The organism is Shimazuella sp. NTD250 (genome assembly GCF_059510375.1).
On record NZ_JCAJZS010000001.1, the window covers coordinates 77,085 to 102,456 of the forward strand.

At 39.6% G+C, this 25,372-nt stretch carries 21 protein-coding genes; 1 reads left to right on the forward strand and 20 read right to left on the reverse strand.

Features of this window, described 5'->3' with window-relative positions:
* Window positions 1-324: 324 nt before the first annotated feature.
* The 6 genes from AC5WOF_RS00445 to ccpN form a co-directional block, all read right to left on the reverse strand.
* Window positions 325-1,464, reverse strand: a complete 1,140-nt coding sequence (locus tag AC5WOF_RS00445) for an acyl-CoA dehydrogenase family protein (RefSeq protein WP_496047983.1) — start codon at window positions 1,462-1,464, stop codon at window positions 325-327.
* 208 nt (window positions 1,465-1,672) lie between these two features.
* On the reverse strand, window positions 1,673-2,776 hold the full coding sequence (gene rpoD / locus AC5WOF_RS00450; protein WP_496047984.1) for an RNA polymerase sigma factor RpoD: 1,104 nt from the start codon (window positions 2,774-2,776) through the stop codon (window positions 1,673-1,675).
* An 18-nt stretch (window positions 2,777-2,794) separates the two neighbouring features.
* Complete coding sequence (gene dnaG / locus AC5WOF_RS00455; protein WP_496047985.1) at window positions 2,795-4,612, reverse strand: DNA primase; 1,818 nt, start codon at window positions 4,610-4,612, stop codon at window positions 2,795-2,797.
* A gap of 404 nt (window positions 4,613-5,016) precedes the next feature.
* A complete protein-coding gene (ppdK, locus tag AC5WOF_RS00460) occupies window positions 5,017-7,671 on the reverse strand; it encodes a pyruvate, phosphate dikinase (RefSeq protein WP_496047986.1) in 2,655 nt (884 codons plus the stop codon).
* A gap of 9 nt (window positions 7,672-7,680) precedes the next feature.
* Window positions 7,681-8,490: a pyruvate, water dikinase regulatory protein gene (locus AC5WOF_RS00465; RefSeq protein WP_496047987.1), complete on the reverse strand. Its 810-nt coding sequence runs from the start codon at window positions 8,488-8,490 to the stop codon at window positions 7,681-7,683.
* A gap of 13 nt (window positions 8,491-8,503) precedes the next feature.
* Window positions 8,504-9,160: a transcriptional regulator CcpN gene (ccpN, locus tag AC5WOF_RS00470; RefSeq protein ID WP_496048806.1), complete on the reverse strand. Its 657-nt coding sequence runs from the start codon at window positions 9,158-9,160 to the stop codon at window positions 8,504-8,506.
* A gap of 380 nt (window positions 9,161-9,540) precedes the next feature.
* Between ccpN and AC5WOF_RS00475 the strand changes: the two genes are divergently transcribed.
* The gene (locus AC5WOF_RS00475; RefSeq protein WP_496047988.1) at window positions 9,541-11,391 is read left to right on the forward strand and encodes an MFS transporter; all 1,851 of its coding nucleotides are present in this window, start codon (window positions 9,541-9,543) and stop codon (window positions 11,389-11,391) included.
* Window positions 11,392-11,556: 165 nt separating this feature from the next.
* On the opposite strand, the gene glyS is transcribed toward AC5WOF_RS00475, so the two are convergent.
* From glyS to AC5WOF_RS00545, 14 genes are all read right to left on the reverse strand, one after another.
* Window positions 11,557-13,635: a glycine--tRNA ligase subunit beta gene (gene glyS / locus AC5WOF_RS00480; RefSeq protein ID WP_496047989.1), complete on the reverse strand. Its 2,079-nt coding sequence runs from the start codon at window positions 13,633-13,635 to the stop codon at window positions 11,557-11,559.
* Window positions 13,625-14,515, reverse strand: coding sequence for a glycine--tRNA ligase subunit alpha (gene glyQ / locus AC5WOF_RS00485; protein WP_496047990.1), 891 nt, complete (start codon window positions 14,513-14,515; stop codon window positions 13,625-13,627). The genes glyS and glyQ overlap by 11 nt, the downstream gene beginning before the upstream one ends.
* Window positions 14,516-15,566: 1,051 nt before the next feature.
* A complete protein-coding gene (gene recO, locus AC5WOF_RS00490) occupies window positions 15,567-16,328 on the reverse strand; it encodes a DNA repair protein RecO (protein WP_496047991.1) in 762 nt (253 codons plus the stop codon).
* A gap of 14 nt (window positions 16,329-16,342) precedes the next feature.
* On the reverse strand, window positions 16,343-16,480 hold the full coding sequence (locus AC5WOF_RS00495) for a YqzL family protein (protein ID WP_496047992.1): 138 nt from the start codon (window positions 16,478-16,480) through the stop codon (window positions 16,343-16,345).
* 85 nt (window positions 16,481-16,565) lie between these two features.
* Window positions 16,566-17,468 carry a GTPase Era gene (gene era, locus AC5WOF_RS00500; RefSeq protein WP_496047993.1) on the reverse strand — a complete coding sequence of 301 codons (903 nt, stop codon included), beginning with the start codon at window positions 17,466-17,468 and terminating at the stop codon, window positions 16,566-16,568.
* Between the two features lie 212 nt (window positions 17,469-17,680).
* Window positions 17,681-18,367, reverse strand: coding sequence for a diacylglycerol kinase (locus AC5WOF_RS00505; RefSeq protein ID WP_496047994.1), 687 nt, complete (start codon window positions 18,365-18,367; stop codon window positions 17,681-17,683).
* Window positions 18,368-18,380: 13 nt separating this feature from the next.
* Complete coding sequence (ybeY, locus tag AC5WOF_RS00510) at window positions 18,381-18,848, reverse strand: rRNA maturation RNase YbeY (RefSeq protein WP_496047995.1); 468 nt, start codon at window positions 18,846-18,848, stop codon at window positions 18,381-18,383.
* On the reverse strand, window positions 18,849-20,957 hold the full coding sequence (locus AC5WOF_RS00515) for an HD family phosphohydrolase (protein ID WP_496047996.1): 2,109 nt from the start codon (window positions 20,955-20,957) through the stop codon (window positions 18,849-18,851). It abuts the gene before it with no gap.
* A gap of 2 nt (window positions 20,958-20,959) precedes the next feature.
* Complete coding sequence (locus tag AC5WOF_RS00520) at window positions 20,960-21,934, reverse strand: PhoH family protein (RefSeq protein ID WP_496047997.1); 975 nt, start codon at window positions 21,932-21,934, stop codon at window positions 20,960-20,962.
* A 5-nt stretch (window positions 21,935-21,939) separates the two neighbouring features.
* On the reverse strand, window positions 21,940-23,127 hold the full coding sequence (gene yqfD, locus AC5WOF_RS00525) for a sporulation protein YqfD (protein ID WP_496047998.1): 1,188 nt from the start codon (window positions 23,125-23,127) through the stop codon (window positions 21,940-21,942).
* A gap of 12 nt (window positions 23,128-23,139) precedes the next feature.
* Window positions 23,140-23,409 carry a YabP/YqfC family sporulation protein gene (locus tag AC5WOF_RS00530; protein WP_496047999.1) on the reverse strand — a complete coding sequence of 90 codons (270 nt, stop codon included), beginning with the start codon at window positions 23,407-23,409 and terminating at the stop codon, window positions 23,140-23,142.
* Between the two features lie 110 nt (window positions 23,410-23,519).
* Window positions 23,520-23,708, reverse strand: coding sequence for an alpha/beta-type small acid-soluble spore protein (locus AC5WOF_RS00535; protein WP_496048000.1), 189 nt, complete (start codon window positions 23,706-23,708; stop codon window positions 23,520-23,522).
* A gap of 90 nt (window positions 23,709-23,798) precedes the next feature.
* Window positions 23,799-24,128 (reverse strand): hypothetical protein, encoded by a 330-nt coding sequence (locus tag AC5WOF_RS00540; RefSeq protein ID WP_496048001.1) that lies wholly within the window; start codon window positions 24,126-24,128, stop codon window positions 23,799-23,801.
* 100 nt (window positions 24,129-24,228) lie between these two features.
* Window positions 24,229-25,368, reverse strand: a complete 1,140-nt coding sequence (locus AC5WOF_RS00545) for an ABC transporter permease (RefSeq protein ID WP_496048002.1) — start codon at window positions 25,366-25,368, stop codon at window positions 24,229-24,231.
* Window positions 25,369-25,372 lie beyond the last annotated feature (4 nt).

Sequence of the window (25,372 nt, forward strand, 5' to 3'; positions counted from 1 at the left end):
CAAGGAGAAATTGTCAATGAACCACTTTCCCCTACAGAAATAGAAGTTTCTTACTAATGAGCGTGTTACTTATTCGTTTAAAATAGAGTATTTTTACAATCTTGAAAAAATTAATTTATGATGATTTGATCAATCCTTACTGCAATACCATATACTAGAATTCCCAGTTCTTAACTGCAACTGGGAAGATTTTTGTTTTATGTATCGTCATAATGAGATAGCGATAAAGCTCATGCTGCTTGGAAAAGTGAGAAAATGCTACCGTTCATATTCTTAAGGAAAGGCCACAACTTTTCATAAGTTGTGGCTTGAATAGAAAAAAACTTAACATCCTATTTCCCGGGCAATTATATTTCGTTGTATTTCAGAAGTACCCTCACCGATCTCTGTTAACTTGGCATCCCGAAAAAACCGTTCCACTTTGAAGTCATGAATGTATCCCCAACCACCATGAATCTGAATAGCTTGGTTGCAAACTCGCATTGCAACTTCTGAAGCAAATAATTTACAAATAGAAGCCTCTTTTGTAAATTTCCTGCCCTGGTCTTTCAGCCAAGCTGCCTTATAAACATAATTTCTAGCTATTTCGATTTCCATTGCCATATCAGCAAGTTTATGTTGAATTGCTTGTATTTTAGAAAGCGAATGTCCAAATTGCATCCGCTGTCCAGCATATTTTTTTGCTAATTCAAAAGCACCTTGGGCAATACCTACAGCCATCGCACCAATACCAATTCTCCCACCATCTAAAGTGACCAAAAATTGACGAAATCCATTTCCCACTTCACCTAACACATTTTCTAGCGGTATGTGAACCTTGTCTAGAAATATTTCTGTTGTATTTGAGCTTTTTAATCCTAATTTATGATAATTATCATTTATAGTGACTCCATTCAAATGTGTTGGAACAATAAAAGCAGTTATTTCACGCTTATCCTTTGTTAAGTTTGTTCTGGCAGTTAAACTTAAAAATTTGGCATATGATGCATTTGTAATAAAGCATTTGGAACCTTGTATTAACCATCCATCAGCTAATTTATCAGCTGATGTCTGTGTTCCAGCTGCATCAGAACCTGCATTAGGTTCCGTTAAACCAAAGGAACCTAATGTTTCCCCTTTACAAAGTGGTATCAAATATTTCTTTTTTTGTTCTTCAGAACCAAATAAGTAGATGGGAGCACATCCAAGTGAAATATGAGCAGAGTAGGTTATTCCCGTAGAGGCACAAACCCGACTTAATTCTTCGACTGCAATTGCAAAGGAAATAGTATCAGCCCCACCACCGCCATAATCTTCTGGGAAGTTAAGACCCATTAATGATAAATCAGCCATTTTCCTAAAGATACTGCTTGGAAACTCACCAGTTATATCTCGTTCATCTGCGTTTGGAGCTACTTCTTCTTCTGCAAATTCACGCATCAACTTTTGAATCATGGATTGCTCTTTCGTAAGATCAAAGTTCATTCTTTGTCCCCCTACAACCCTTATTGACAGCGCTTACAACCTTATTATAGGCGAGAAGGTTTGTTTTCTTCAATTTTTTTGTTTATTCAGATGATAAAGGCTTATTTCGCCACTTCGCTAATTTGCATTGGACTTAGAATAGAGTTAGAATGAGAGCACAAAAAACTCACCAATCTGGGAGTAGATTGGTGAGTAATCGTGTTGTGTTTTATTCCAAAAAGTCTTTTAACCTTTTGCTTCGGCTTGGATGACGAAGTTTGCGGAGTGCTTTTGCTTCAATTTGACGAATTCGTTCACGTGTTACTCCAAATACTTTTCCTACTTCTTCTAAGGTACGAGTTCTACCATCATCTAATCCAAAACGCAATCGCAAAACATTTTCTTCTCTTTCCGATAATGTATCTAATACATCTTTAAGCTGTTCTTTTAAGAGTTCATATGCAGCAGCCTCAGCTGGAGCTGTTGCATCATCATCTGGAATAAAGTCACCGAGATGAGAATCATCTTCTTCACCGATTGGAGTTTCCAAAGATACAGGTTCTTGAGCTATTTTCATGATCTCACGAACTTTTTCTGGAGTTAACCCCATCTCTTTTGCGATTTCTTCTGGCATGGGCTCTCTGCCTAATTCTTGAAGCAATTGACGAGATACACGGATTAATTTATTAATGGTCTCCACCATATGAACAGGAATACGTATAGTTCTTGCTTGATCAGCAATTGCACGCGTAATTGCTTGTCGAATCCACCAAGTTGCATACGTACTAAATTTAAATCCCTTACGGTAGTCAAATTTTTCTACCGCTTTGATAAGACCCATATTACCTTCTTGGATTAGATCGAGAAATAACATTCCACGTCCTACATATCTTTTTGCAATACTCACTACTAAGCGCAAATTAGCTTCTGCTAATCTTCTTTTTGCCTCTTCATCGCCTTCTTCAATGCGAGTTGCAAGATCGACTTCTTCTTCTGCTGATAAAAGCGGAACTCGTCCAATCTCTTTCAAATACATCCGTACTGGATCATTAATTTTAACGCCAGGTGGAACACTCAAATCATTTTGTAGGAAGTTATCATTTTCCGTATCATCATTATGGTTAAATTCGTCTTCTCCATCATTAATAACTTCAATACCTTGTTCCGTTAACACCTCAAAGAAGTCATCTATTTGTTGAGAGTCTTGTTCGAATGATGCCAATTTTTCCATAATCGATTTATAAGTTAGAACACCCTGTTTTTTCCCGGACTCTATTAACTGTTCTTTGGCTTGATCCAATGTAATTTCATCGACATGCGATTCGTTTGCCAATCTAACTCCTCCTTCCTCCTACTGCTTAAACATTTTCTGTTTTTTCCTAAGTTGTTCTATCACTTGTAATCCCAACTCTGCTGCTTTTAATGGCTCTCCTGCGTTTTCCACTTGTCTTACTTGCTTTCCTTGCTGCTTTATCGCTTCAACTAAATCAGATTTGCGTATTCTATCTATTAAGTTCCCTATCATTTCCTTACTCACTTCTGATGGTATTTCTAACATTCCAAGCGAAGTAATCTTTTTTACTAGAACTGAGTCTTGAAGCGATTGGATAACGGGGACAAAACCAGCTTGATTTCCTTTTGAATAATAAGCACATAAATAAGGAATGAAAGACCCATAGTCCCCTTTAAAATGATAATCCTTCAACTCATCTTCCACCCAGCCAGCTACTTGCTTATTTTGTATCATATGTGCTACTAAATATTTTTCTGCCGTTTCTACTGGCGACATTCCAAGCGTATGTTTGCTCACCGTTTGATTACCATTATTCCACTTGACTTTTTCTTTATCCCTCTGTATGCTCTTCTTTTTGGGAAATTTTTGTTTGCTCAGTTCTTCTTTCACTGCTTCGAATGATAAATGAAACTCTTCAGATAGGTGTCTGGCATATAAATCTTGCTCAGTAGCGGTTGGCAATGCTGCGATAAAACGTATCGCAGCAGCAATATAACTAAGACGATCATCATCATCTGTCAACTTGTAACTTCGTTTCATGCGATCCAACATAAACTGAGCAATCGGTTTTGCACCACCGAGGACTTCTTCTCGAAATGCAGTGGCCCCTTTTTCTCGTAAAAAATCATCGGGGTCCAGACCTACCGGCATCTGAGCTACCCTTGCTTTTAATCCTTGTTCCTTCATCATTTCCAGTGAACGCTCAGTTGCAGATTGCCCTGCTTCATCGGAATCAAAACAAAGTGTTACTTTGTTCGTATTTCGACCAATAAGGCGGGCCTGTGTGTCTGTTAGAGCAGTTCCAAGTGGAGCTATCCCATGAGAAATCCCAGCTTGCCAAAGTGAGATGACATCCATAAAACCCTCCATCAGTATAGCTTGTCCATCCTTGCGGATATGTTTCCGGGCACGAGAAAGATTGAACAGATGATTCCGTTTTTGAAAAAGGCGTGTCTCCGGAGAATTTAAGTATTTTGGACCATTATCCGCAAGTGCTCTACCACCAAATCCCACTACTCTTCCTTGGGGATCAGTGATTGGAAAGAGAATACGGTGACGAAATCGATCATAAGCAGATCGAGTTTTATCATCTGGAACAACGACAAGACCAGCTTCTACCAATAAATCAATGGATACTCCTCGCTTCTGAAAAAAGGGTATCAAACATTCGGTAGACGGTGCATAACCAATTTCAAATGTTTTCATGGTCTCCAAACTTATTTTTCGGTTCGCTAGATATTCTCTAGCTTCCCTTCCATAGGGGGTATGCAATAATAAGTGGTGATAAAGTTTTGTTGCTGTGGAAAGTACAAAACGCAATCGACTAATAACTTGATCTTCATCCGAAACAGTGTATGCTTCGTCTGGTATTGCAATATCTTTTTCTTTTGCTAAGTGAATGACAGCTTCTTGAAAAGTGTACTGCTCGACATCCATGAGAAATTGGATGACATCTCCGCCAGCACCACAACCAAAACAATGATAAATTTGCTTATGTGCTGCAACAGTAAAAGAAGGAGTTCTTTCGGAGTGAAAAGGACAAAGACCAAAGTAATTGCGACCGCCACGCTTTAAACTCACATACTGACTTACTACATCCAAGATGTCTACTTCCTTGCGGATACGCTCTAAGACCTCTGAAGATATTTTTCCCATCGACATCACTGCCCCTACCTGTTACCATTGTCGAAGATGAATTAGCACTTGGAATAGTTCGCCGCAAAAAAAGAATCTCCTGCAAAATTACTAGAAATTTATTTGGTAATGTTTACATGTACGAAAGATTTATGTATCTCCTCTTTTTTTGCAGTGAATCGAGATGTAATGCAAAAAGATTCCTAAAAAATGGATTTTACTTGAAGTAATCTTATATGCTCTATTCTACAAAACTGTATAGAGTCCTTCTAATTGAATAATTTCCCGTATTTAGGACATACAATCATTAATATACCCTAAAAATACAAATTATAAAATAGATTTTATTACAAAATTAGATTAGTAAGATTTACCTATCGCATACAAAATCCACAAAAAAACCCGGTAACACCGGGTCTAATTCTTTAATTTTTTTTGACAGAGCTGTTTAATTGTGCTTGTGCTGCCGACAACCTTGCAATTGGAACTCGAAATGGTGAACAACTGACATAATCTAAACCTGTGTCGTGGAAAAATTGGATGGAACTTTTCTCTCCTCCATGCTCTCCACATACTCCTGTTTTCAGCCCTTCTTTCTTCTTTCTCCCTGCTACAGTTGCCGTTTTGATCAAGGAACCAACACCAGCCTGATCCAACACAATAAATGGATTTTCTGGCAGCACCTTTTGGTCTACATAAGTGTGCAAAAACTTGCCCTCAGCATCATCACGACTAAATCCAAAGGTAGTCTGTGTCAAATCATTTGTTCCAAACGAGAAAAAGTCAGCTTGTTCTGCTATTTCTTCCGCAGTTAGCGCTGCTCGAGGAATTTCAATCATCGTACCAATGGTGTAATCAAAAGAAACTCCGGTTTCTTCTTGAATATTTTCTCCAACTGCGATAACCATTCTTCGCAAAGCTTTTAATTCTTGCACATGCCCTACTAAAGGAATCATTACCTCTGGAATTACAGTAATTCCGGTTTGTTTTGATTCTACAACAGCCAAAAAGAGTGCTTCTACTTGCATCTGATAAATCTCTGGATTTGTCATGCCAAGCCGACAGCCTCGATGTCCTAACATAGGATTGAACTCATGCAGTGCGCGAACCTTCCTTAGCAAAGCTTCTTTTGCTACATACTCTTTCGGATTTGTCTTCTCGTACTGCATTTTCGTCAGCTCTACTACTAACTCCTCCATATTTGGTAAGAACTCATGTAAAGGAGGATCTAAAAGACGAACATTTACTGGTAATCCATCCATCGCCGCAAAAATTCCTTTGAAATCTTCTTTCTGCATCGGCAGTAATTTGGATAAGGCACTTTGTTGTTCTTCTTCATTGTCTGCTAAAATCATTTGTTGGACGATCGGGACTCGATCAGGCTCCATAAACATATGTTCTGTCCGGCAAAGTCCAATGCCTTCAGCTCCAAATTCTCTAGCTTTTTTCGCATCTACTGGATTATCAGCATTTGCTCGAACTCTCAAACGACGAACTTCGTCTGCCCAAAGCAAAAGTTGTTCAAATTCAGTGGAAAGATTAGGATCAATCAGAGGTACTGTTCCTTGAATTACTTGACCAGTACTTCCATCAATCGTAATATGATCCCCTTTTGCAATCGTGAGATTCCCTATTACAACCAATTCATTTCGCAAATCTATTTTTAATTGCTCACAGCCACAGATACAGGCTTTGCCCATTCCACGAGCAACTACAGCAGCATGACTAGTCATTCCCCCGCGACTAGTTAATATCCCTTGAGCTGCAAGGATACCATGGATATCCTCAGGAGTAGTTTCAGGACGTACGAGAATTACTTTATGTCCTTTTTCTGTCATTTTCTCTGCTTCATCTGCATCAAATACTACACTGCCAGATGCAGCCCCAGGAGATGCTGGTAAACCTTTGGCTATGACTTGTAAAGTGACATTTGGATCGATACGAGGATGCAACATTTGATCCATTTGATCTGGATCGATGCGGAGCAGCGCTTCTTCTTTGCTAATTTTCTCCTCACTTACAAGATCAACAGCAATTTTGACAGCTGCTTGTGCTGTTCTTTTACCAGACCGTGTTTGCAAAATATATAGATTTCCTCGTTCCACTGTAAACTCAATATCTTGCATATCTCCATAATGTCCTTCTAATAGGCTAGATAATTCTACAAACTTTTTATAAATAGATGGCATCTGTTCTTTTAAATCAGCAATTGGCTTTGGAGTTCTTACTCCTGCAACCACATCTTCCCCTTGAGCATTGATTAAAAACTCTCCATACAATTCCTTTTCTCCAGTTGATGGATTGCGCGTAAAGGCAACTCCAGTTCCTGAATCATCGCCTAAATTACCAAAAACCATCAACTGCACATTTACCGCAGTACCTAAATCATCAGGAATTTTATTGATCTTGCGATACACTTTTGCTCTTGCGTTGTTCCAAGAACGAAACACAGCTTTTATCGCTTGAGATAACTGAACTTTTGGGTCCTGAGGAAAAGGTGAATTCGTCTTGGTTTGAACGATCTTTAAGTAACGTCCAATCACTTCTTGCCAATCTTCGGCAGAAAGAGCTGTATCTTCCGAAACACCTCTTTTTTCTTTTAGCTCATCAATGACATCTTCAAAAAAGTAGTGATCAATTCCTAACACTACATTAGAAAACATTTGGATAAAACGACGATAAGAATCATAGGCAAACCTTGGATTTTTGGTCAAATTCGCTAAGCCTGCTACTGTTTGATCATTAAGACCTAAATTTAAAATCGTATCCATCATTCCCGGCATAGAAAAAACGGAACCCGACCGAACCGAAACCAAGAGTGGATTTATGTCGTTGCCAAATTGTTTCTGAGTCTGTTGCTCTAGCTGATCTAATGCAGTGTATACTTGTTCCATTAACACATTGGATAAAAGTTCACCTTCACGATAATAATCGAGACAAGCTTCCGTCGTAATCGTAAAACCTGCCGGAACGGGCAAACCTGCATTTGTCATTTCCGCTAGATTTGCACCTTTCCCGCCAAGGAGATACTTCTGATCTTTGGAACCTTCTGGAAATAAGTACACTTTTTTTGTTGTCATGGATTGCTTTCACCCCTGTTTGTTGATCATATCCAAGATGATATTTGCAGTCTCTTCTACCGCTTTATTGGTCACATTAATTTGAGGACATCCAACTCGACGAATGATTTGTTCAGCGTACTCTAATTCTTCTAATATTCGACCCATATTCGCATAACTAGCCTCGGAAGTTAACCCTAATGCTTTGAGGCGTTCCCGTCGAATACTATTTAAATGTTCAGGATCAATGATAAGCCCAATGCAACGCTTACGAGGAATCAAATAGAGTTGATCAGGTGGTTCTACTTCTGGAACAAGCGGGATATTCGCCACTTTCAACCCTCTATGTGCAAGATACATCGAAAGTGGGGTTTTGGAAGTACGAGATACTCCAATTAATACTACATCTGCACGTAAAACACCCCGAGGATCTTTTCCATCATCATATTTCACTGCAAATTCAATTGCTTCTACTTTTCTAAAGTATTCTTTATCTAATTTATGGATAAGCCCGGGCTCTTTTTTTGGTTCTTTTCCTAGTAATCGACTAATTCCATTCATCACAGGTCCAATCAAATCTACATAAGGCACTTGATTTCTCACTGCTTCACTTATGAGGTAATGCTGCATTTCAGGAACCACTAGTGTAAAAACGACCAGAGCTTTTTCTTCTCTTGCGATTTCAATGACTTCTTTAATTGTTTTTCGATCACCTACATATGAAACACGGCGTATCTCAACAGATTTGGACCCAAATTGGCTTGCTGCTGCACGAATTACTGCCTCTGCTGTTTCTCCGATTGAATCGGAAACCAAATATATAATGGAATGGCCGAGCAAGTGGTTCACCTCCCTATACTTTCATTGCTTGTCCTAGTTCAACAAACGCCTTGACAATTGAAGTTTTCGTAATTCGGCCAACTACTTCCCATTCCTGGGGATATACTTGATGCTGCCGAACCACTGGAAGTGAATCCACTTGATGGTTTACCATTTGCATAGCTGCTTCAAACAAGGAATCTTCACTTCGACAAATTATCAGATTTGGCATTCTTGACATGATCACACCTACTGGAATCGATGAAAGTTCTGATTTTCCCATGGCCGCTTTTAATAAGTCTTTTCGGGATACAACACCTGTCAAATATCCTTCTTTTTTGAGGATAAAAATACTTCCAACATCTTCTAGGAACATGGTGCAAATTGCATCGTAGACAGATGTGTTCTCTTGGATTACGATAGGGACAGACTTATATTCACCCACAGATAAACTTTTGATATGCTCTCCTAATAATTGATTAGCAGTTTTACCTGTGTAAAAATATCCAACTCGCGGTCTTGCATCAAGAAAACCTGACATGGTGAGAATGGCTAGATCTGGTCTTAAAGTTGCACGAGTTAAATGGAGCTTTTCTGCTATCTGTTCCCCTGTAATAGGTCCCTTTTCTTTTACAATTTCGATGATTGTTTCTTGGCGTTTCGTAAGTTCGATGGTCTTTACACCTCCTATTTCTCCAAATGTGACATACTTATATTATAATCTCCTTATATAGTATATACTATATTTTTTCTTCCTTGCCTATCGTTTTTTGTTTTCTATGTATTTCAATATTTATAAATAATATTATTTGTTTCCTATTCCGTTTTTCCCCAGAATACCAACTATGGAGATTTGATGATAGTGATACTATCTATTATAAGGCTATTACAGATTTTGTAAACTAAAGTAAATAACGCTTTCACCATGTAAACAAAGGATTATTATAAAAATAAAGTAATAACAACCATAAACACAAACAAAACCATTGATATCGTTTATTATTTACTTTATTTCAGATTATTAATAAAATGTATATAAAAGAGTCCCATTCTACCTAAAAAAGGAATATCATGTTTTCTTTCCGATCGAAGTCGCTTCCCTTCTGGCTCGTACCGCTCATGATCGGTCAGGTGATCACCGTTGCGGCAATCCCTGACCTGATCAATCAGGCTTTGCATGTCATCCTCGACAAGCAGGGAATGCCCGTAGGGCAGATCATTGGATCATTTATCCTCACTTTTGCCATTTGTGGACTTCTCTTTGGAAGGGTGACGGATCGATATGGACCGAAGAAACTACTAAGCATATCTCTTCCCGCTTTGATCGGAACGCTAACCCTGTATCCTCTTACAAATACAACATGGGGATACATGACGGTTCGTATTTTGAATGCGATTGCCTATTCACTTGTCGTGAATGCGCTATCCGTACTCATGCGAATGAGCATGCCTAGTGGTCGTCACGTTCAGGCGAGAATCACTGGTTTCACCAGTGCAAGTTCCTATCTGGGCGCAGGTCTGGCGATGTTTTTCGGCCTAAAGCTTTCAGACAATGCGGGAAAACTTTGGCTCACTGTACAGATCTTGGGACTGCTTTCTGCTGGATTGATCTTTTGGGGTATGACCCTGATCCATTCACAGGAGCAGGTTCCGATGAAACAGAAGGTGCTGAGGTCGGTCAGGAAGGCAGTTTCCCACTCTGTTGGAGAAGCTAAGAGGCTGTTTGACAAAGATGCCTTTCTGATTTCACTTCCTAGTCTAGGAATCAGTGCTGTTTATCTAGCCTTTCTGACCTATTTCGCGCTCTATGCCGGTGGAGAATCAGCGGCTTCTATTCTTCTCTTGACCACCATGACAAATGGGGTAGCCTCTGCTACTTTTGTTCCCAAATGGGTGGTAAAGAAAGGATTTCGTCCCGTTATGTTGGGGAGTATTTTCCTCTTGACCGCAAGCTTGATTCTCATCCGAGTTGGGGAGCAGTTCTGGCTGCTTCTTCTGGCTGGGATGATGGTTGGAATGGCGATTTCCAGCAGCAGTCTGAGTATGTCAGAAGAAATCAATTCAAGGGTATATCATGGACGCCTAGGTGCAGGAGTTGCTACCTATGGTTTTCTCCGTCAAATTGGTGGTGTGATTGGTACCATTTATTCGGGGATCATGTGGGGAATCTGGAAAGCTGACATGTGGCTCTCCCTTATTCCTCTGCTCCTAGTCGCCCTATTTCTGCTCTTCTCTATTCGGTTGAAGACTAGGCGGGGCTCCAGCAGAACCCAAAACCGTGGTGGTTATAAGGATTTGGAACTCGGCAGACATAATGCTGCTTGGGAACTTGCCTTCGGCAAAGCCGATCATAATACTGTGGTGAGTAGTGTACAACTCTACGAGAAGCAATTTTTGGACACAAGAAAATTGCAAGAACTATCACCTGAAGTTCTTGTACAGAGAATCCAAAATCTGTCCTTGGCAATAGCTCTTCTCCATCATGTGCAGGGTTCAGCAAGCGGTAGGCTGTCTTCTGAGATGATTACCCAAACTCGTCGGCAGCTCATCACTCACCTGAAAATGCTTGATCGACAAAATCTTCGGCACTATCTCCGGAATCCTTGGCAACCTGAAGTAAAGGTTAAGGATTTCGCGTATCAATTGGAGATAGAAGATTTGCATCAGTTGACTGCAGCAGAAATTGACCTTCGAGTAAAGAGTACCATTCGAATCGTACAGATGCATTTGGAGGCTGGTCATGTACTGGACGATACGGCTCAGGAGCAGATCGATCAGGAAATTGAGAGGGATGACTTTCGAACCGTACAAAGGTATTTGGAGGCTCTTCGAATTCTTCATGTACTAGACGATTCGGATCTAGAGCAGATCGATCAGGAAATTGCAAGACTAAACTCCATCCATGGAGAATGGGACAAATAACATTACCTGTTCTTTAGGGCTTAGGTAACGTAACTGCGTCCCCTTTGAATAAAGGGGACGCAGTCCAGATTTAAAACCTATATCAAGATAATAGAAATTATCCCCTGTACTAACACTTAATGATGTGGTTTTTCTTACTATTTACTTAAACTAGGGTAAATTTCATTACTCCCCTTCAAATACAATATGCTCAAAAGCAGCAAAAGAGTGAACTAGTTGATGAATACTTTTTAATAGTGCCAAACGATTTTCTTTGATGTCCTCACGATCCACCATCACCATCACATGATCAAAAAAGGTGTGAATAGCTGGAACGATCTTCTTCAATGCCCTGTATACAGATGATGCATCCTGAGCTTGTGTTACTTCATCCAAAGAAAGTTGAAAAGCATGGAACAGAGCTATTTCTTCCTCTTTTTCCAATAAGGACTGGTTTACAACTTGTTGCTTACCTTTTGTAGCTAGATTAGCTACCCGTATGAATCCATCTACTTCCACCTTAAAGTTTTCCCGTTGCACACTTTCCATCAATACCTCTGCTTTTTGCACCACATTGGAAAGGTTATCGATATCACTTGCTAACACTGCTTCTACCACATCATAACGAATCGATCGCTCAGACAAAAGTGCTTTCAATCGTAAGCGAAAGAAATCCAATAGTTCCGTTGCAACCTCTATGTTAGGACGTTGGAGCCTACCTGATTTTTCGACAACCGCCAGTGCCAATTCAATTAATTTGCTTAAGGATAAGTTCATTTTTGGTCGTTGTAACAACAATTGAACAATAGCGGATGCTTTTTTTCGAAAGCCATATGGATCTTGAGAACCGCTAGCAGTTAGCCCAATACCAAATCCAGAAGCAAGTGAATCTAAGCGATCAGCCAGAGCTAAAATGAAGCCAATATTACTCACAGGTAACTCATCTTCTGCATGGCGAGGCAGTACTTGTTCATAGAGTGCCTCTGCTACTTCTGGTATCTCTCTTTGAAGTAAGGCATATTCACGGCCCATATACCCTTCTAACTCTGGGAACTCCCCGACCATCTGCATTGCCTGATCAAATTTTGCAATCGAAGCAGCTCTCGCTAGTTGATGTTTTTCTTGCTCCGAAAGACCCACTGTCTCTCCAATGGCTAAGGCTAATTTTTCCCCACGTTCCACACGTTCTGCCATTGAACCAAGTGCTTCTTGGTAAACGATATTAACTAATTTCTCTTTTGCTTGATCAATGGTTACCTTTTTATCTTCTGCAAAGAAAAATTGAGCATCCGCCAATCTTGCGCGCAATACTTTTTCATTTCCTTGGCTGACATGCGATAAACCATTTTTATCCCCATTTCGTATCGTCACAAAATACGGCAATAAAGCACCAGACTCATTTTGCACAGGAAAATACCGTTGGTGTTCGCGCATAGTGGTAATGAGTACTTCTTTGGGTAAGTTCAGATATTTGGTGGCAAATTGACCACTGACTACTGTTGGATACTCAACCAATTGAGTCACTTCTTCCAATAGATCTAGATCAATCGGAATATCCCAACTGTGTTCTTTTTGCAGCTCGATAAGCTGGTTTCGAATATTCTCTTGCCGTGTATCCATATCCACTTCTACAAATTGATCACGTAAAGCCAATGGATATTGTTCTGCTTCAGAAATAGCGATTTCCTTCCCTAAAAACCGATGTCCCCTTGTCATACGATCAGCAGTAACTCCTGCAAAAGAAACCGGAATCACTTTATTATCGAAAAGACTGACTAACCAGCGAATCGGACGAATAAATTTCGTCTTGGTAGCTTCCCATCTCATCGTTTTTGGAAAAGTTAAACTCTCTAAGATGGACACAAAAGAATTCATTATTACTTCTTCTGTGTGTAATCCAACTTCTTGTTTTATTGCATAGACATATTCGGTTCCCTTGTCTTCCCTGAGTTCTAACGAAGAAAGTTCCACACCATTTTTACGGGCAAATCCCATCGCGGCCTTGCTCCAAGAGCCATCTTCTGCTTTGGCGATTTTCGCAGCTGGACCACGCAGTAATTCCGTGCGATCACTTTGTTTCTCTGCTACTTCGTTCACCAATACTGCTAAACGACGAGGCGTCGCAAAGGTTTGAACAGCACCGATGGAAATTCTTTGCTCCGCAAACCATTTCTCGACTTTTGCTGAGAATTGTTCTGCTGCATTTCGAACAAATCGAGCAGGAATCTCTTCACAACCAATTTCAAATAGAAAACTATGCTTCACTTTGAACGCCTCCTTGCTTAAGTAGCGGAAATCCTAATTTTTCTCGCTCTTCAATAAATGCTCTCGCACATCTTCTTGCCAAGTTACGAACTCGTTTGATATAGCCCGTTCTTTCTGTGACACTAATCGATCCACGAGCATCCAGTAAATTAAACGTATGAGAGCATTTTAAAATGTAATCATATGCAGGAAAAACGAGTAATTGATCCAAAGCCCTGCCTGCTTCTCGCTCAAAAGCATCGAATTGCGAAAATAAAAATGCTTCATCCGATATTTCGAAGGTATATTTGGAATGCTCATATTCTGCTTGATAGAAAATATCCCCATATGCGACGCCTTCTACCCACTCCAAATCAAATACGTTTTCTTTTTCTTGAATATAGGAAGCTAGGCGTTCTAACCCATATGTAAGCTCAGCGGAGACCAACTCTGTTTCCAAACTGCCTACTTGTTGAAAATAAGTGAACTGGGTGATTTCCATCCCATCTAACCAGACTTCCCATCCAAGCCCTGCTGCACCAAAAGTAGGATTTTCCCAATTGTCCTCTACAAACCGAATATCATGATCCAATGGATTCAATCCCAATACCCGTAAACTATCCAAATATATCTCTTGGATATTGTCTGGTGCAGGCTTCATAATGACCTGAAATTGATGATGCTGATAAAGTCGGTTTGGGTTCTCTCCATATCTGCCGTCAGCTGGACGACGGGATGGCTCGACATAAGCCACGTTCCATGGCTCAGGACCTAACGCCCGCAAAAAAGTCATCGGATTTAATGTTCCAGCACCTGTTTCGACATCATATGATTGAACCAATATACATCCTTTTTCACTCCAAAACTCTTGTAGTGCTTTGATCATCTGTTGAAAATTCAACACGTTCACCTCCAAAAAATACAAAAAGCTTCTTGTCTCCATGTGATGATAAAAAACATCACATAGGGACGAGAAGCTTTTTTCCCGCGGTTCCACCCTATTTGACCAAAACACATTTTGGTCCGCTTTCAGTTTCAACCTAATGCTCAAGAACGCCTATTCACGAATGCCACTATCAGGCTCACACTCTCCCTGATTCGCTAGGAAGTGGGGGATTCGTTACTACTTTTCTGTCATCGCACTTCAAATTTTTTTTAGCTTACCAAATGCAATAGGGAATTGTCAATGTTAAGACTGTGAATCAACATAATATAATACTTATGTGTATGATCAAACATCTATTAAAAAAATTATTTACCTAGGCGGAGTTAGGAGATGATACATGTATCCATCACCTAACTCCACCGTTTACCATGGTTGAGCTAGAACTCAGAGTCCAAAGCGCTTCTTGATCGCATCCATGCTGTTCTCAAGCGCCTCTCCGTGTCGCTGGGCGGAGGGGTCTTCGGACTTCTTGGCATCTGCGGCCACCCTTCGTGAGTTTATTTTGTATTTACCCGCTGCCTTGGATCACATTAGAATGAACTTGAAAAGGTTTATGCAATTCCCCTTTTTTCTTCGTCGTTATTACTTGATCAGAAGTAGAAGAATTTCTAAGGCCTTATTTCTCGTTTTTCCTGACCAATTAACTGTGTATTCCTAAATTTCAATAATTAATTTACAATCAACCTGCCTTTCATTAAAATAGAGATAGTCCATCAACTGAGATGGGCTATCATAGAGAACTGGAGTCAAAAATGACTTCCAATCCCGAACCCCCTCCTTCTGTGGGGCAGCCGGTAGTCCTGAGTCTCGGGGGTGACAACACGGTGGATACGGAGAAATCCGATCCCCAAGACCCTCCGTCCCCAGTGAACTACCTCAGCACTTGGAACGAGTAGTTCTTGTCGTTCCAGTTGGCTGCATGTGGGTACCCTATGCAGCCAACACCATAGAAAACCTAATAACGAAAGAAAAAGCAAACAATAGAGAAAATCCATTGTTTGCTTTGTTATTTTCCATTCCAAGTTGACCGCAACTGCTGAAGGATGGCTCTTGACTTGGTCTTTATATCCAATTGTGCATCCAAATAAAATTGCAATATCGTCTCCATATCGCGTTTGGTTTCCCATTTTATATTGACATTTCCCAGTTGATCAGCAGATATATCATTTAAAATCCGCAAGTAGTATGCAGTTGCAGGGGTAATGCTGATATCTCTCGGCGTCATGCACTTGGTACACACCATACCGCCTTGTGTCAGTGAGAAGGCTGCTGCTTCTCCATTTTGCCAAGGAGTCCCACATTTAGCACACTCGGAAAATACAGGTTTATAGCCAGCCGCTGCTAGGATCGCGAGTTCTAGTAAACGCGTCAATATTTCTGGGTCTTTGCCATCATTTAATTGAGAAAGCAACAGTCCAAGCTGATTATATAAAGTTAGAGCAGGTTCTTTTTCTACGATAATTCGATCCACTAATTCTAACCAATATGCGCCGTAAGCAGTCAATAAAAGATCTGATCGTATAGTTTGATGGTGATGAATGATATCTGCCTGAGAAAGGGACGGCATACTTGTTGGACTATGCTGATAGCAGACAAAATCAGCAATCGTAAAAGGTTCTGTCACTGCACCAAATCTGCTTCTTGGTTTTTTGGAACCTCTTACGATCATGCTTACTTTTCCTCGTTCACGGGAAAAAATAAACAGCAAATGATCACTTTCTCCATATGGTTGATTTCGAAGGACAATTCCTTGCAATTTGATAATCATTGCTGTCCTTTCTACTAGGCCTCTTCTTTTTGCTCAACGTCCTCTAACTGTTCTTCATCCTGCTCAACTGTTAAAGCCTCTATATCTTTGTATAAAAGATAGGCATCGATGCTACCCGTTACCTGAAAACAGCTCCATGAGAAATTTCGCAACGAGTCTCTTCCTTTCTAGAGAGGGGTTCAGAGTTAGCATGACCGAGGAGCATGATTTATATGAGACAAAGTTATTGGTTATTTTTTACTCCTCATCGCGATAGCCATATTCCCTCAGATATTGGGATTCATTGCGCCAATCTTTTCGCACTTTAACCCATAAATCCAAGAATATGCGATATCCAAATAAACGTTCCATTTCGGTACGAGCAAGTTTACCGACTTGCTTTAGCATTGCGCCTTGCTTGCCGATCAAAATTCCTTTTTGTGATTTACGTTCTGCGACAATAGCAGCTCGTAAATATAAAGTTTGTTGATTTTCCCTCAACTTCGCCTCTTCTACCACTACTGCAACAGAATGAGGAATTTCCTCATGTGTTAATTCTAACACTTTTTCCCGAATAATCTCACCCATGATGAATTTTTCAGGATGATCCGTCACTTGATCTTCTGGGTAATACATGGGGCCTTCTGGTAAGCGTTCTAAAATTAACTCAAGCAAACGACCTGTATTATTTCCTTTTAAAGCTGATATAGGAATAATCTCATCGAAGTCATGAAGCTGACGGTATTGCTCGATAAATGGCAAAAGTTTGTCAGGATGAACTTTATCAATTTTATTGACCACCAAAAATACTGGTGTAGAAACCCCTTTTAGACGTTCGATTATGTATTGATCCCCGCCGCCTAAACCTTCTTCTGCATCGACTAAAAATAAAATAAGATCTACTTCTGTAAACACATTTTGCGCTGTTTTAACGAGGTATTCTCCTAGTTTAGACTTAGGTTTGTGAATCCCTGGTGTATCAAGGAAAATAACCTGACCATGTTCATCTGTATAAATGCCTCTGATTTGATTTCTCGTTGTCTGAGGCTTGTCCGACATAATGGCAATCTTTTGGCCGATTGCTTCATTCATCAATGTTGATTTCCCCACATTTGGTCGTCCAATAAGTGCCACAAATCCGGAACGGAACTTATTTGTCATAAAAATCCTCCTTTTGAAAAGCAAAAGGGAGCAGATCTGCAACGTTACCCGTTTGCTTACTCCCCCTGTAAATTGTATAAAGTTACAGGCATATTAGCTAAAAACCATTCTATTACTACATGTCGACAAAAGGCGAGACAGGATTATGTGCGATAGCTCAAAATAATGCTGCTCCCTCAGGGAACATTAGCTCATTTTGTATTTGGTGGTTCCTACAAAAGCTGCAATCCGAGTACAGCTATGACAATCCCCATAAGCGCACCAAAATACATCGATCGATAATTGGTGTTTTCTTTAATACGTGACTGCACGGCAATGCCCGTTAAAAATAACACCAAGATACTTATAGGAAGCTGCCAAATTACCAAGATGATTAATGTCGCTACACAAAAGGTGAGAGACATGATCAAACTCGGTTCCCAGTCTTTCCAATATCTCGAAACCCATGCTTTCAGCAAAAAAGTTGCAAAAAAAGTAACTAATACAATTGCTGTAAGCCCAATCGTTGGCGGATAGAGAGAATGTTCCGAAATACTGGTGTGAATAAACCGTAAATAAGGAAAAAAGATACTAGTCCCAACAATAAAAGCAAGTCCTGCTGTTAAAAATACAGCTCCTGCTGCAACATCTTTGGCAATCTTAGCAAGCGGATGGAATTCTCCTGTGATCATATCTACTACTGCTTCGATGGATGTATTGATCAATTCAGCAAACAATACCAATGTGATAGAGACAAACAACAGCAATATTTCTAGCTTTGATAAAGATAAACAAAGGCTTAATAATAAGACAACCAATGCCGTAATAAAATGGATGCGCATATTGCGCTGGGTGACAACCGCATACTTTAAGCCTTCGATCGCGTATCGAAAGCTTTTGAGTACTTTAGTCACCCACATGAAACATCTCTCCCTATCTCGTAATATCTAACTCGGATAATACTTTCTCTTGCAAGCCGAACATTTCTTCTTCCTCTTCCTTTGTTTCATGATCATAACCAAGTAAATGCAAAAATCCATGTACTACCAAAAAGGAAATCTCTCGCAGTAAGGAATGACCGTATTCTATCGCTTGAACACTTGCTATAGGAAGACTGAGAATAATATCTCCAAGTTCAATCGTTTCTTCCCAATCTTCTTTGCTCCATTCCGATCGATTTTCAAATAGCGGGAATGAGAGAACGTCTGTAGGACTATCTTTTTCCCGATACTCTCGATTGATTTCTTGGATTCTTTCCTTACTAACTAAGGTTAACGATACGGAAACCTCTGGAAGTTCTTCCATCTGAGCTACTTTATCTAATACTTCTTGCACTCTGTCAATCGCTGCTTTTTCCTCTTCTGTCAGAGGTATTTCTGCTTCTATTTCAATGGTTACCATCTATTTTGCCCCTTTTGTTGGTATATCCTCTGGGTACTCGATGCGGGAATGAAAAATCCCCTGCAACGTTGCTGCCATCGCTTTAGCGATAGAATTACATTCTTTAAATGTCAAATCACATTCATGAAATTGTCCATCTTCTAGACGATCTCGGATAATTTTACTAATCATATTTTCAATTCGTGATGGAGTTGGCTTGGAGATGGAGCGTACAGCAGCCTCCACACAATCGGCAATCCCGACAATAGCTGCTTCTTTAAACTGTGCTTTTGGACCAGGATAGCGATAATCAGCCTCAATAACCTGTGTTCCATTGCTTTGTTCTAGTGCACGGTAATAAAAAAACTTCAACAAAGTTGTCCCATGGTGTTGTGCAGCAATATCTTTGATTGCTTTTGGAATGCGATGAGCCTTCAGCATCTCTACACCATCTCTTGGGTGTGATAAAATAATTGTTTTGCTCAGATTTGGTGATATTTTATCATGGGGATTATCTCGATGGATCTGGTTTTCGATAAAGAATTGTGGCCGCTTTAATTTTCCAACATCATGATAATAAGCTCCAACTCTCGCAAGAAAACCATCAGCACCAATTGATTCAGCTGCTGCCTCCGCCAAGTTTCCGACTATGATGGAATGATGATAAGTACCAGGAGCTTTGTAAAGTAAATCTTTAAGTAATGGATGGTTAGGATTGCTAAGCTCCAAAAGACGCAGAGGAGATAGTATTCCAAACATGGCTTCAAAATAGGGCAAAAAGCCAATCGTGAGCACAGCAGAGAAAATACCGCCAATTAAGCCGAACAAGAGTGATTGAAAAAGTTGCGCCCAATCACGTTCTGCTGGCCATAATGTATAGAGAGCAAGAATAGCTACCATACTCACAAGAGAAGTTAAAACACCTGCTTTTAACACGGCACTTCTTCGTTTAACACCGTCAAGGGCGAAGGTGCTGATCATCCCACTGATCAATGCAACTAATCCAAAACGAAAATCAAACAACAACTGATTATCTCCGTTAAAAAATATGCTTGCTGCTAAACATAATAATAAACTTGCTGCTAAAGATAATTTTGAATTTAACAACAAGGTAATCAGCATCGTTCCGAGCGCGACAGGAGCGAGAAAACCTACTGTACTCCATTCTAAATTTTGTCCTAATGTAACTATCTTCATCCCAATCAGTGTAAGTAGCATGATCGATACCAGCAATAAAAGTTGGCTGTTATCTGCATGCAGGAAGGAATGAAAGCGCTGCACATAAAACCGAAAGATAGCCAAAACCAACAAGACAAGAATCAGTAAACCCACATAAGGCAGGACATTTGTTTGTTCGCGTATCAAACCTATTTCTTTTAATTTTCGATATTGATCAGGAGTGACAACTTCCCCGGAAGAAACGAGCACTTGCCCTTTTTTGATCGGAATTGATTCAACAGAATCTTTCGCAGCTTCTCGAAGGGATTCTGTTTTCTTCTGGTCATATAGTTCATTAGGAATTAAAAAATATCTGGTGATCTCACGTGCCAAATAGCGTGAATTACTCGATAGTGATGAAGTGACCAACATGCTGTCTACCTGATCTTTCTTCGTGGCAAGTTCTTGAGAACGAACTCCTTCTTCTAATATATTGGACACAATGTCTCTGGTAGTTAGACGTAAATCTGTTAATTCAGTTAAAGAAGTTCGTACTAATTTAATATAAAATTCTTCTGGTAGTTCTTGGGAAATTGCATCTTTTAAGCTTTTCAATTTTTCGGGTTCTTTCAACGTTTTATCTCCGATGATCCTTCTTGCATCAGCAAACACCAAATCAATTTTTTCAATTTGACTGTTCGTTAATTCTTCGTTTTTTGTGTATTGAGGATCTACAGAGTTTGCTGCTCTATCCTTTGCTGCTTTTGTCGCTGTATCATCAATTTTAGTTATAGGAGAAATAATCGTTTCTCTACTTATTTTCCCAACTTTTATATCGACAAACTGCGGCAAGGCATGTGGAAGCAACAACAAATAGAACGCGACCCCGAAGATCGCGTAAATGAGTATCTGTATGGAAAAATGACTTTTCCACTGTCCTTGAAAAAAAGAAGCTCTTTGGCTTTTTCCCATAACTAGCTGGCTCCTTGGTTGTCTTCCTCTGCATATGCTTCAATAATTTGTTGTACCAGTGTATGTCGAACAACATCAGCTTGTTTTAAATAGACAAAACGAATATCCGGAATATTTTCAAGTATCCGCTCTGCCACTCGCAATCCTGAATTTTTTCCTCGAGGCAAATCCACTTGGGTTACGTCACCAGTTATGACCATTTTGGAGCCAAATCCAAGACGAGTTAAAAACATCTTCATTTGTTCAGGTGTTGTATTTTGAGCCTCATCTAAAATGACAAATGCGTCTTCTAATGTTCGTCCACGCATATACGCTAGAGGTGCAATTTCAATTAGTCCACGTTCCATCATTTTCGCAACTTGTTCCATTCCAAGCATGAAGTATAAGCTATCATATAAAGGGCGTAAATAAGGGTCTACCTTTTCTTGAAGATCACCAGGTAAGAATCCTAAGTTTTCCCCTGCTTCTACTGCTGGTCTTGTTAACACGATCCGCTTAACACGATTGGTCTTTAAAGCCATCACTGCCATAACGACAGCCAAAAAAGTTTTCCCAGTACCTGCAGGTCCAATCCCAAAGACGATGTCTTTTTTCTGGATAGCTGTGACATAATGCCGTTGGCCTAATGTCTTGACTCTCACCTTTTGACCTTTTTGGGTAATACCTACTTCTTCTTGGTACAGTTCCAATAATTCATCGGCCTTGTCCGTTTCCGAAAGTCGCTTGGCATATACAACATCACGTTCATTTAACTCCAAGCCTTGGCGAATAAGCGTCAGCAAGACGCGAAATAATTCCTGTGTTCTATCTACTTGTTCAGATGGTCCAGAGACTACAATTTCTCCGCCCCTCGAAACGATCTTGACCTTACTGTCTGCTTCAATCACTTTGAGAAACGTATCATGCGGGCCAAACAATTTAATTGCTTCATCAGAAGTCTGAAATTCAATGTGAATCCGTTTTTCATTGCTTTGCAAATGTTTCAATCCCCTTGTAGTATAGGCTTTTCTTGAGCAATATTTTCAACCACATCAAAATGTATCTTCAAATAAACTTTACCATTGTCTATGCGTTGGTGCAAAACTTTTTCCCCTAAAATTCTACCTTCTGGAGCAATAGTATTAGTCATTTCCAATCTAGCTCTTTTTTTTCCTAAAGTAATCGCATCTGTATGATTCCGAGTATAGGTTACTTGTCTAACAGACCAATAAACATCGCGTACCAAACCGATCGGTAATTGATATTTTCCAATACGCAGTGCCGATATTCTTCTCATTAGTTCTGATTTTGCATAAGGTTTAGGCGTAGAAAATGGATTAGTTAAGATAAATGGCCCCACAAATGGCCATGTATAACGTGTTTTTTCTCCAGTATATTCGTTTTGTACATACTTTAGGGGCACAACTACCTCTGATTCATACCAAACCTCACCTAAAACAATTCCTTTAGCCCCAACAATTGTCCCCTTACTTGGAGATGCTGCGGCTCCATAAGTACCTGAAACCAACAATTGCCCTTTTTTCACGGCATCATGTACTTTGACCACCGGATTCCCGTGAAAAACACGTACATCCATAATGAAGGCATTTTTTTTAGAAATCAAATCTACAGGCCGACGAATCAGCTTCTTTTCCCCGATCGAATCTACCCGTTTTTTTTCTGCCACCGTGACAATGATGCGAGTACCTTCTATACGCACTCCAATCCATGAAGCATTTGGAATTCGTTTTAGAAGTTTTCTTTGCAGTTGATCCGTATTAGGAAGTCCAACTTTAAGCTGTCCTGGATAAATACCTTCCTTTTGTAAAATAGATAGAACATATTTATCTGGTAATTGCTCATTTCCCTCCACATCTATATACCAAATAAACGAAGAAAAGAAGAATAGCAAAAATAAAAAAATAGAAAAACCAATGACAAAAAACTTTCGCTTCTTTATCTTTTTGAGCATGAAAAAAGGCCCTGATTTCTTCACTATTTTCCCAGCTATTTTATATTGTTTCATATACTTCCAAACTTGCATGATATCTGATAACAAAACGGTAATTCGCACTTTTTCTTTACTTACCCATTGTACATTCTTAAGGACAATCTTAGCTTGTACGATTTGATCCAATAAGATTGAAATATTTTGCCCCAAGCATTCAATAGTTACTGTACCACCTCTCACATGCCTTCTCCCCTATTCCTTATTCTTCATATGTACTGCAGAGATTTTTCCAGTAAGTAATATTCTATCTGGGTAAATAGCTTCCATCACAAGAGAGTCACCTTCCACAGTAAGAAAACCTGTAGCCGTTTTTAACGTGAGTAAATCTGGGTTAAATTGATGGACACCTATAAAATTTTCGATTTGTAACTGTTGTCCGATCCATTCTATGCGAGGGAGAGTCCCAACCACTTCAGGGGGTAAATCAAACCAATTGGAAGCTAGTTGTGTAAGTCGTTTCATCGTTTTCCTCCCTCCATCTCCTTGTTAAGAATATGCACGAAACAGAGAGAGTAGAAGAAAAAATCCAGAAATCAAAAACGACTCCTGAAATGGAGTCGTTCATTCCTATACTATTTGGTTTGTTGCTGCTCGACTTGAGCGATAAGCCGTTTCGTTATTTCTCCACCTACTGATCCATTCGATCGAGCAGTTGTATCTTTTCCAAGGGTCACACCAAACTCACTAGCTATTTCTTCTTTAAATTGGTTTAATACTGCTGCTGCACCTGGTACTAATAATTTATTTGTGCTTCTTGGCATTGGTCTTGCACCTCCTTATCTACCCTTTAGTATGGGAAGGAGGTTCTATCTTTACTTGTATTACATCTTACCAGAGCTGGCAAAATTGGCCTAATGCCTAAGTCGTCGTCGAATAAACCGACGAATGACAAAAAATAATACAATCAAGACAATGATGACGAGCACAATAAATATGATACCTGCGATGATAACCCCACCAACGAAAGAGCCTAACTTACTAAAGATGCTTTTTTTCTTTTTTGTCTTGTAATAAGAATAACTACTCGATTTATAAGATGGTGAATAGTAGCTGGAATGCGAACTACTGGTATGATAGCTGGAGTGTGACCTTATTTTTGCATAACTCACTTCCGAGTGAGCAGTAGCAAATACAACAGACAATAGCAGCATGGAGAGAAATATAGCTGTTAATCGTTTCAATTAATTACCTCCATCAATATATAATAGTTTTATTCTATAAATAACTATTACTGATTGGCAAGTAGAATTATCTTAGAGTACTGTGCTATTCCTTTATACCCTAATTTACAGCTCGACGCAAAAAGGTGGAATAACTAAACTTTGCAATGATTAAACCCACAAACCCAATAGAAAGTAAAACAGCAAAGGTTGGCCATATATCACTTATTTTTGCCCCATGAGCCATCACTTCCTGTAAACCATGTTGTGCCCAGTATTGAGGAGTCATTTTCCCAAATACTTGTACATAAGAGGGAAGCATATCAAAGGGAAACCAAAGTCCGCCTAACATGGAACCACCTAATGTAAATAATTGAGTAATCCCTTTTGAAGCCTGATCAGATCGAATTAACATGGAAACTGCTATACCGATGCTTGCTCCGCAGATACTTAGGGATATTACGATCAACAAGACAAGCAAAAAGTTGCCGAAAACTAAGCCATAGGCAAAATGACCAAATAGGAGCAACACTAAACATTGAAACAGAACCATAAATACATTTGGTAACCACATGCCCAGTAAATACTGCCAGGAGCTGATGGATGTACCTTGTAAACGAGAAACCATACCCGAATCCCGCTCCGCTGTAAATCTTGTTACCATCGTCATGATGATAAAGAAGGAGAACATAATCATATAACCTGGAACAACTTGAGTAATACCATTAATTTCACTAGATGTTTCATTGATTGTAGTGATGGTTATAGGAGCTTTCATTGTACCTGCTATTTTCGATTCTGGCTGACCCTCACTCAATAAACTTGTTTTAATTTTTTGTTCTCGATATTGATTACTCAAACCGTTTAGCACAGCATCCACTGCTGCTGCAGCTTGATTTGCATTCCCATCTCGATAAAATTGAATCTGAGAAGCACTAGTTGCGAATTGTTTTTCAAACCCTTTCGGAATTACCACAAGAGATGAAATGTTTCCTTTTTGTAACTGCTTTACTTGATCGTTAAAAGATGAGCTGCTTTCTAATTTCACATCTATCTCTTTTATTCCATCCAACTGTTTTATAAATGCACGAGAGAGAGTAGATTGGTCTCTGTCTATTAGTTGAACTGTTACTTTTGAGTCTGAATTGGAGAACATAAGATTCATAACTACGATAAAAAAGATCGGCATAGCAAACAACCAAAAAAAGTTTCCTTTTCGTTTTAAAAATATTTTCAACTCTTTTTTTAATACTGTACTCATTTTT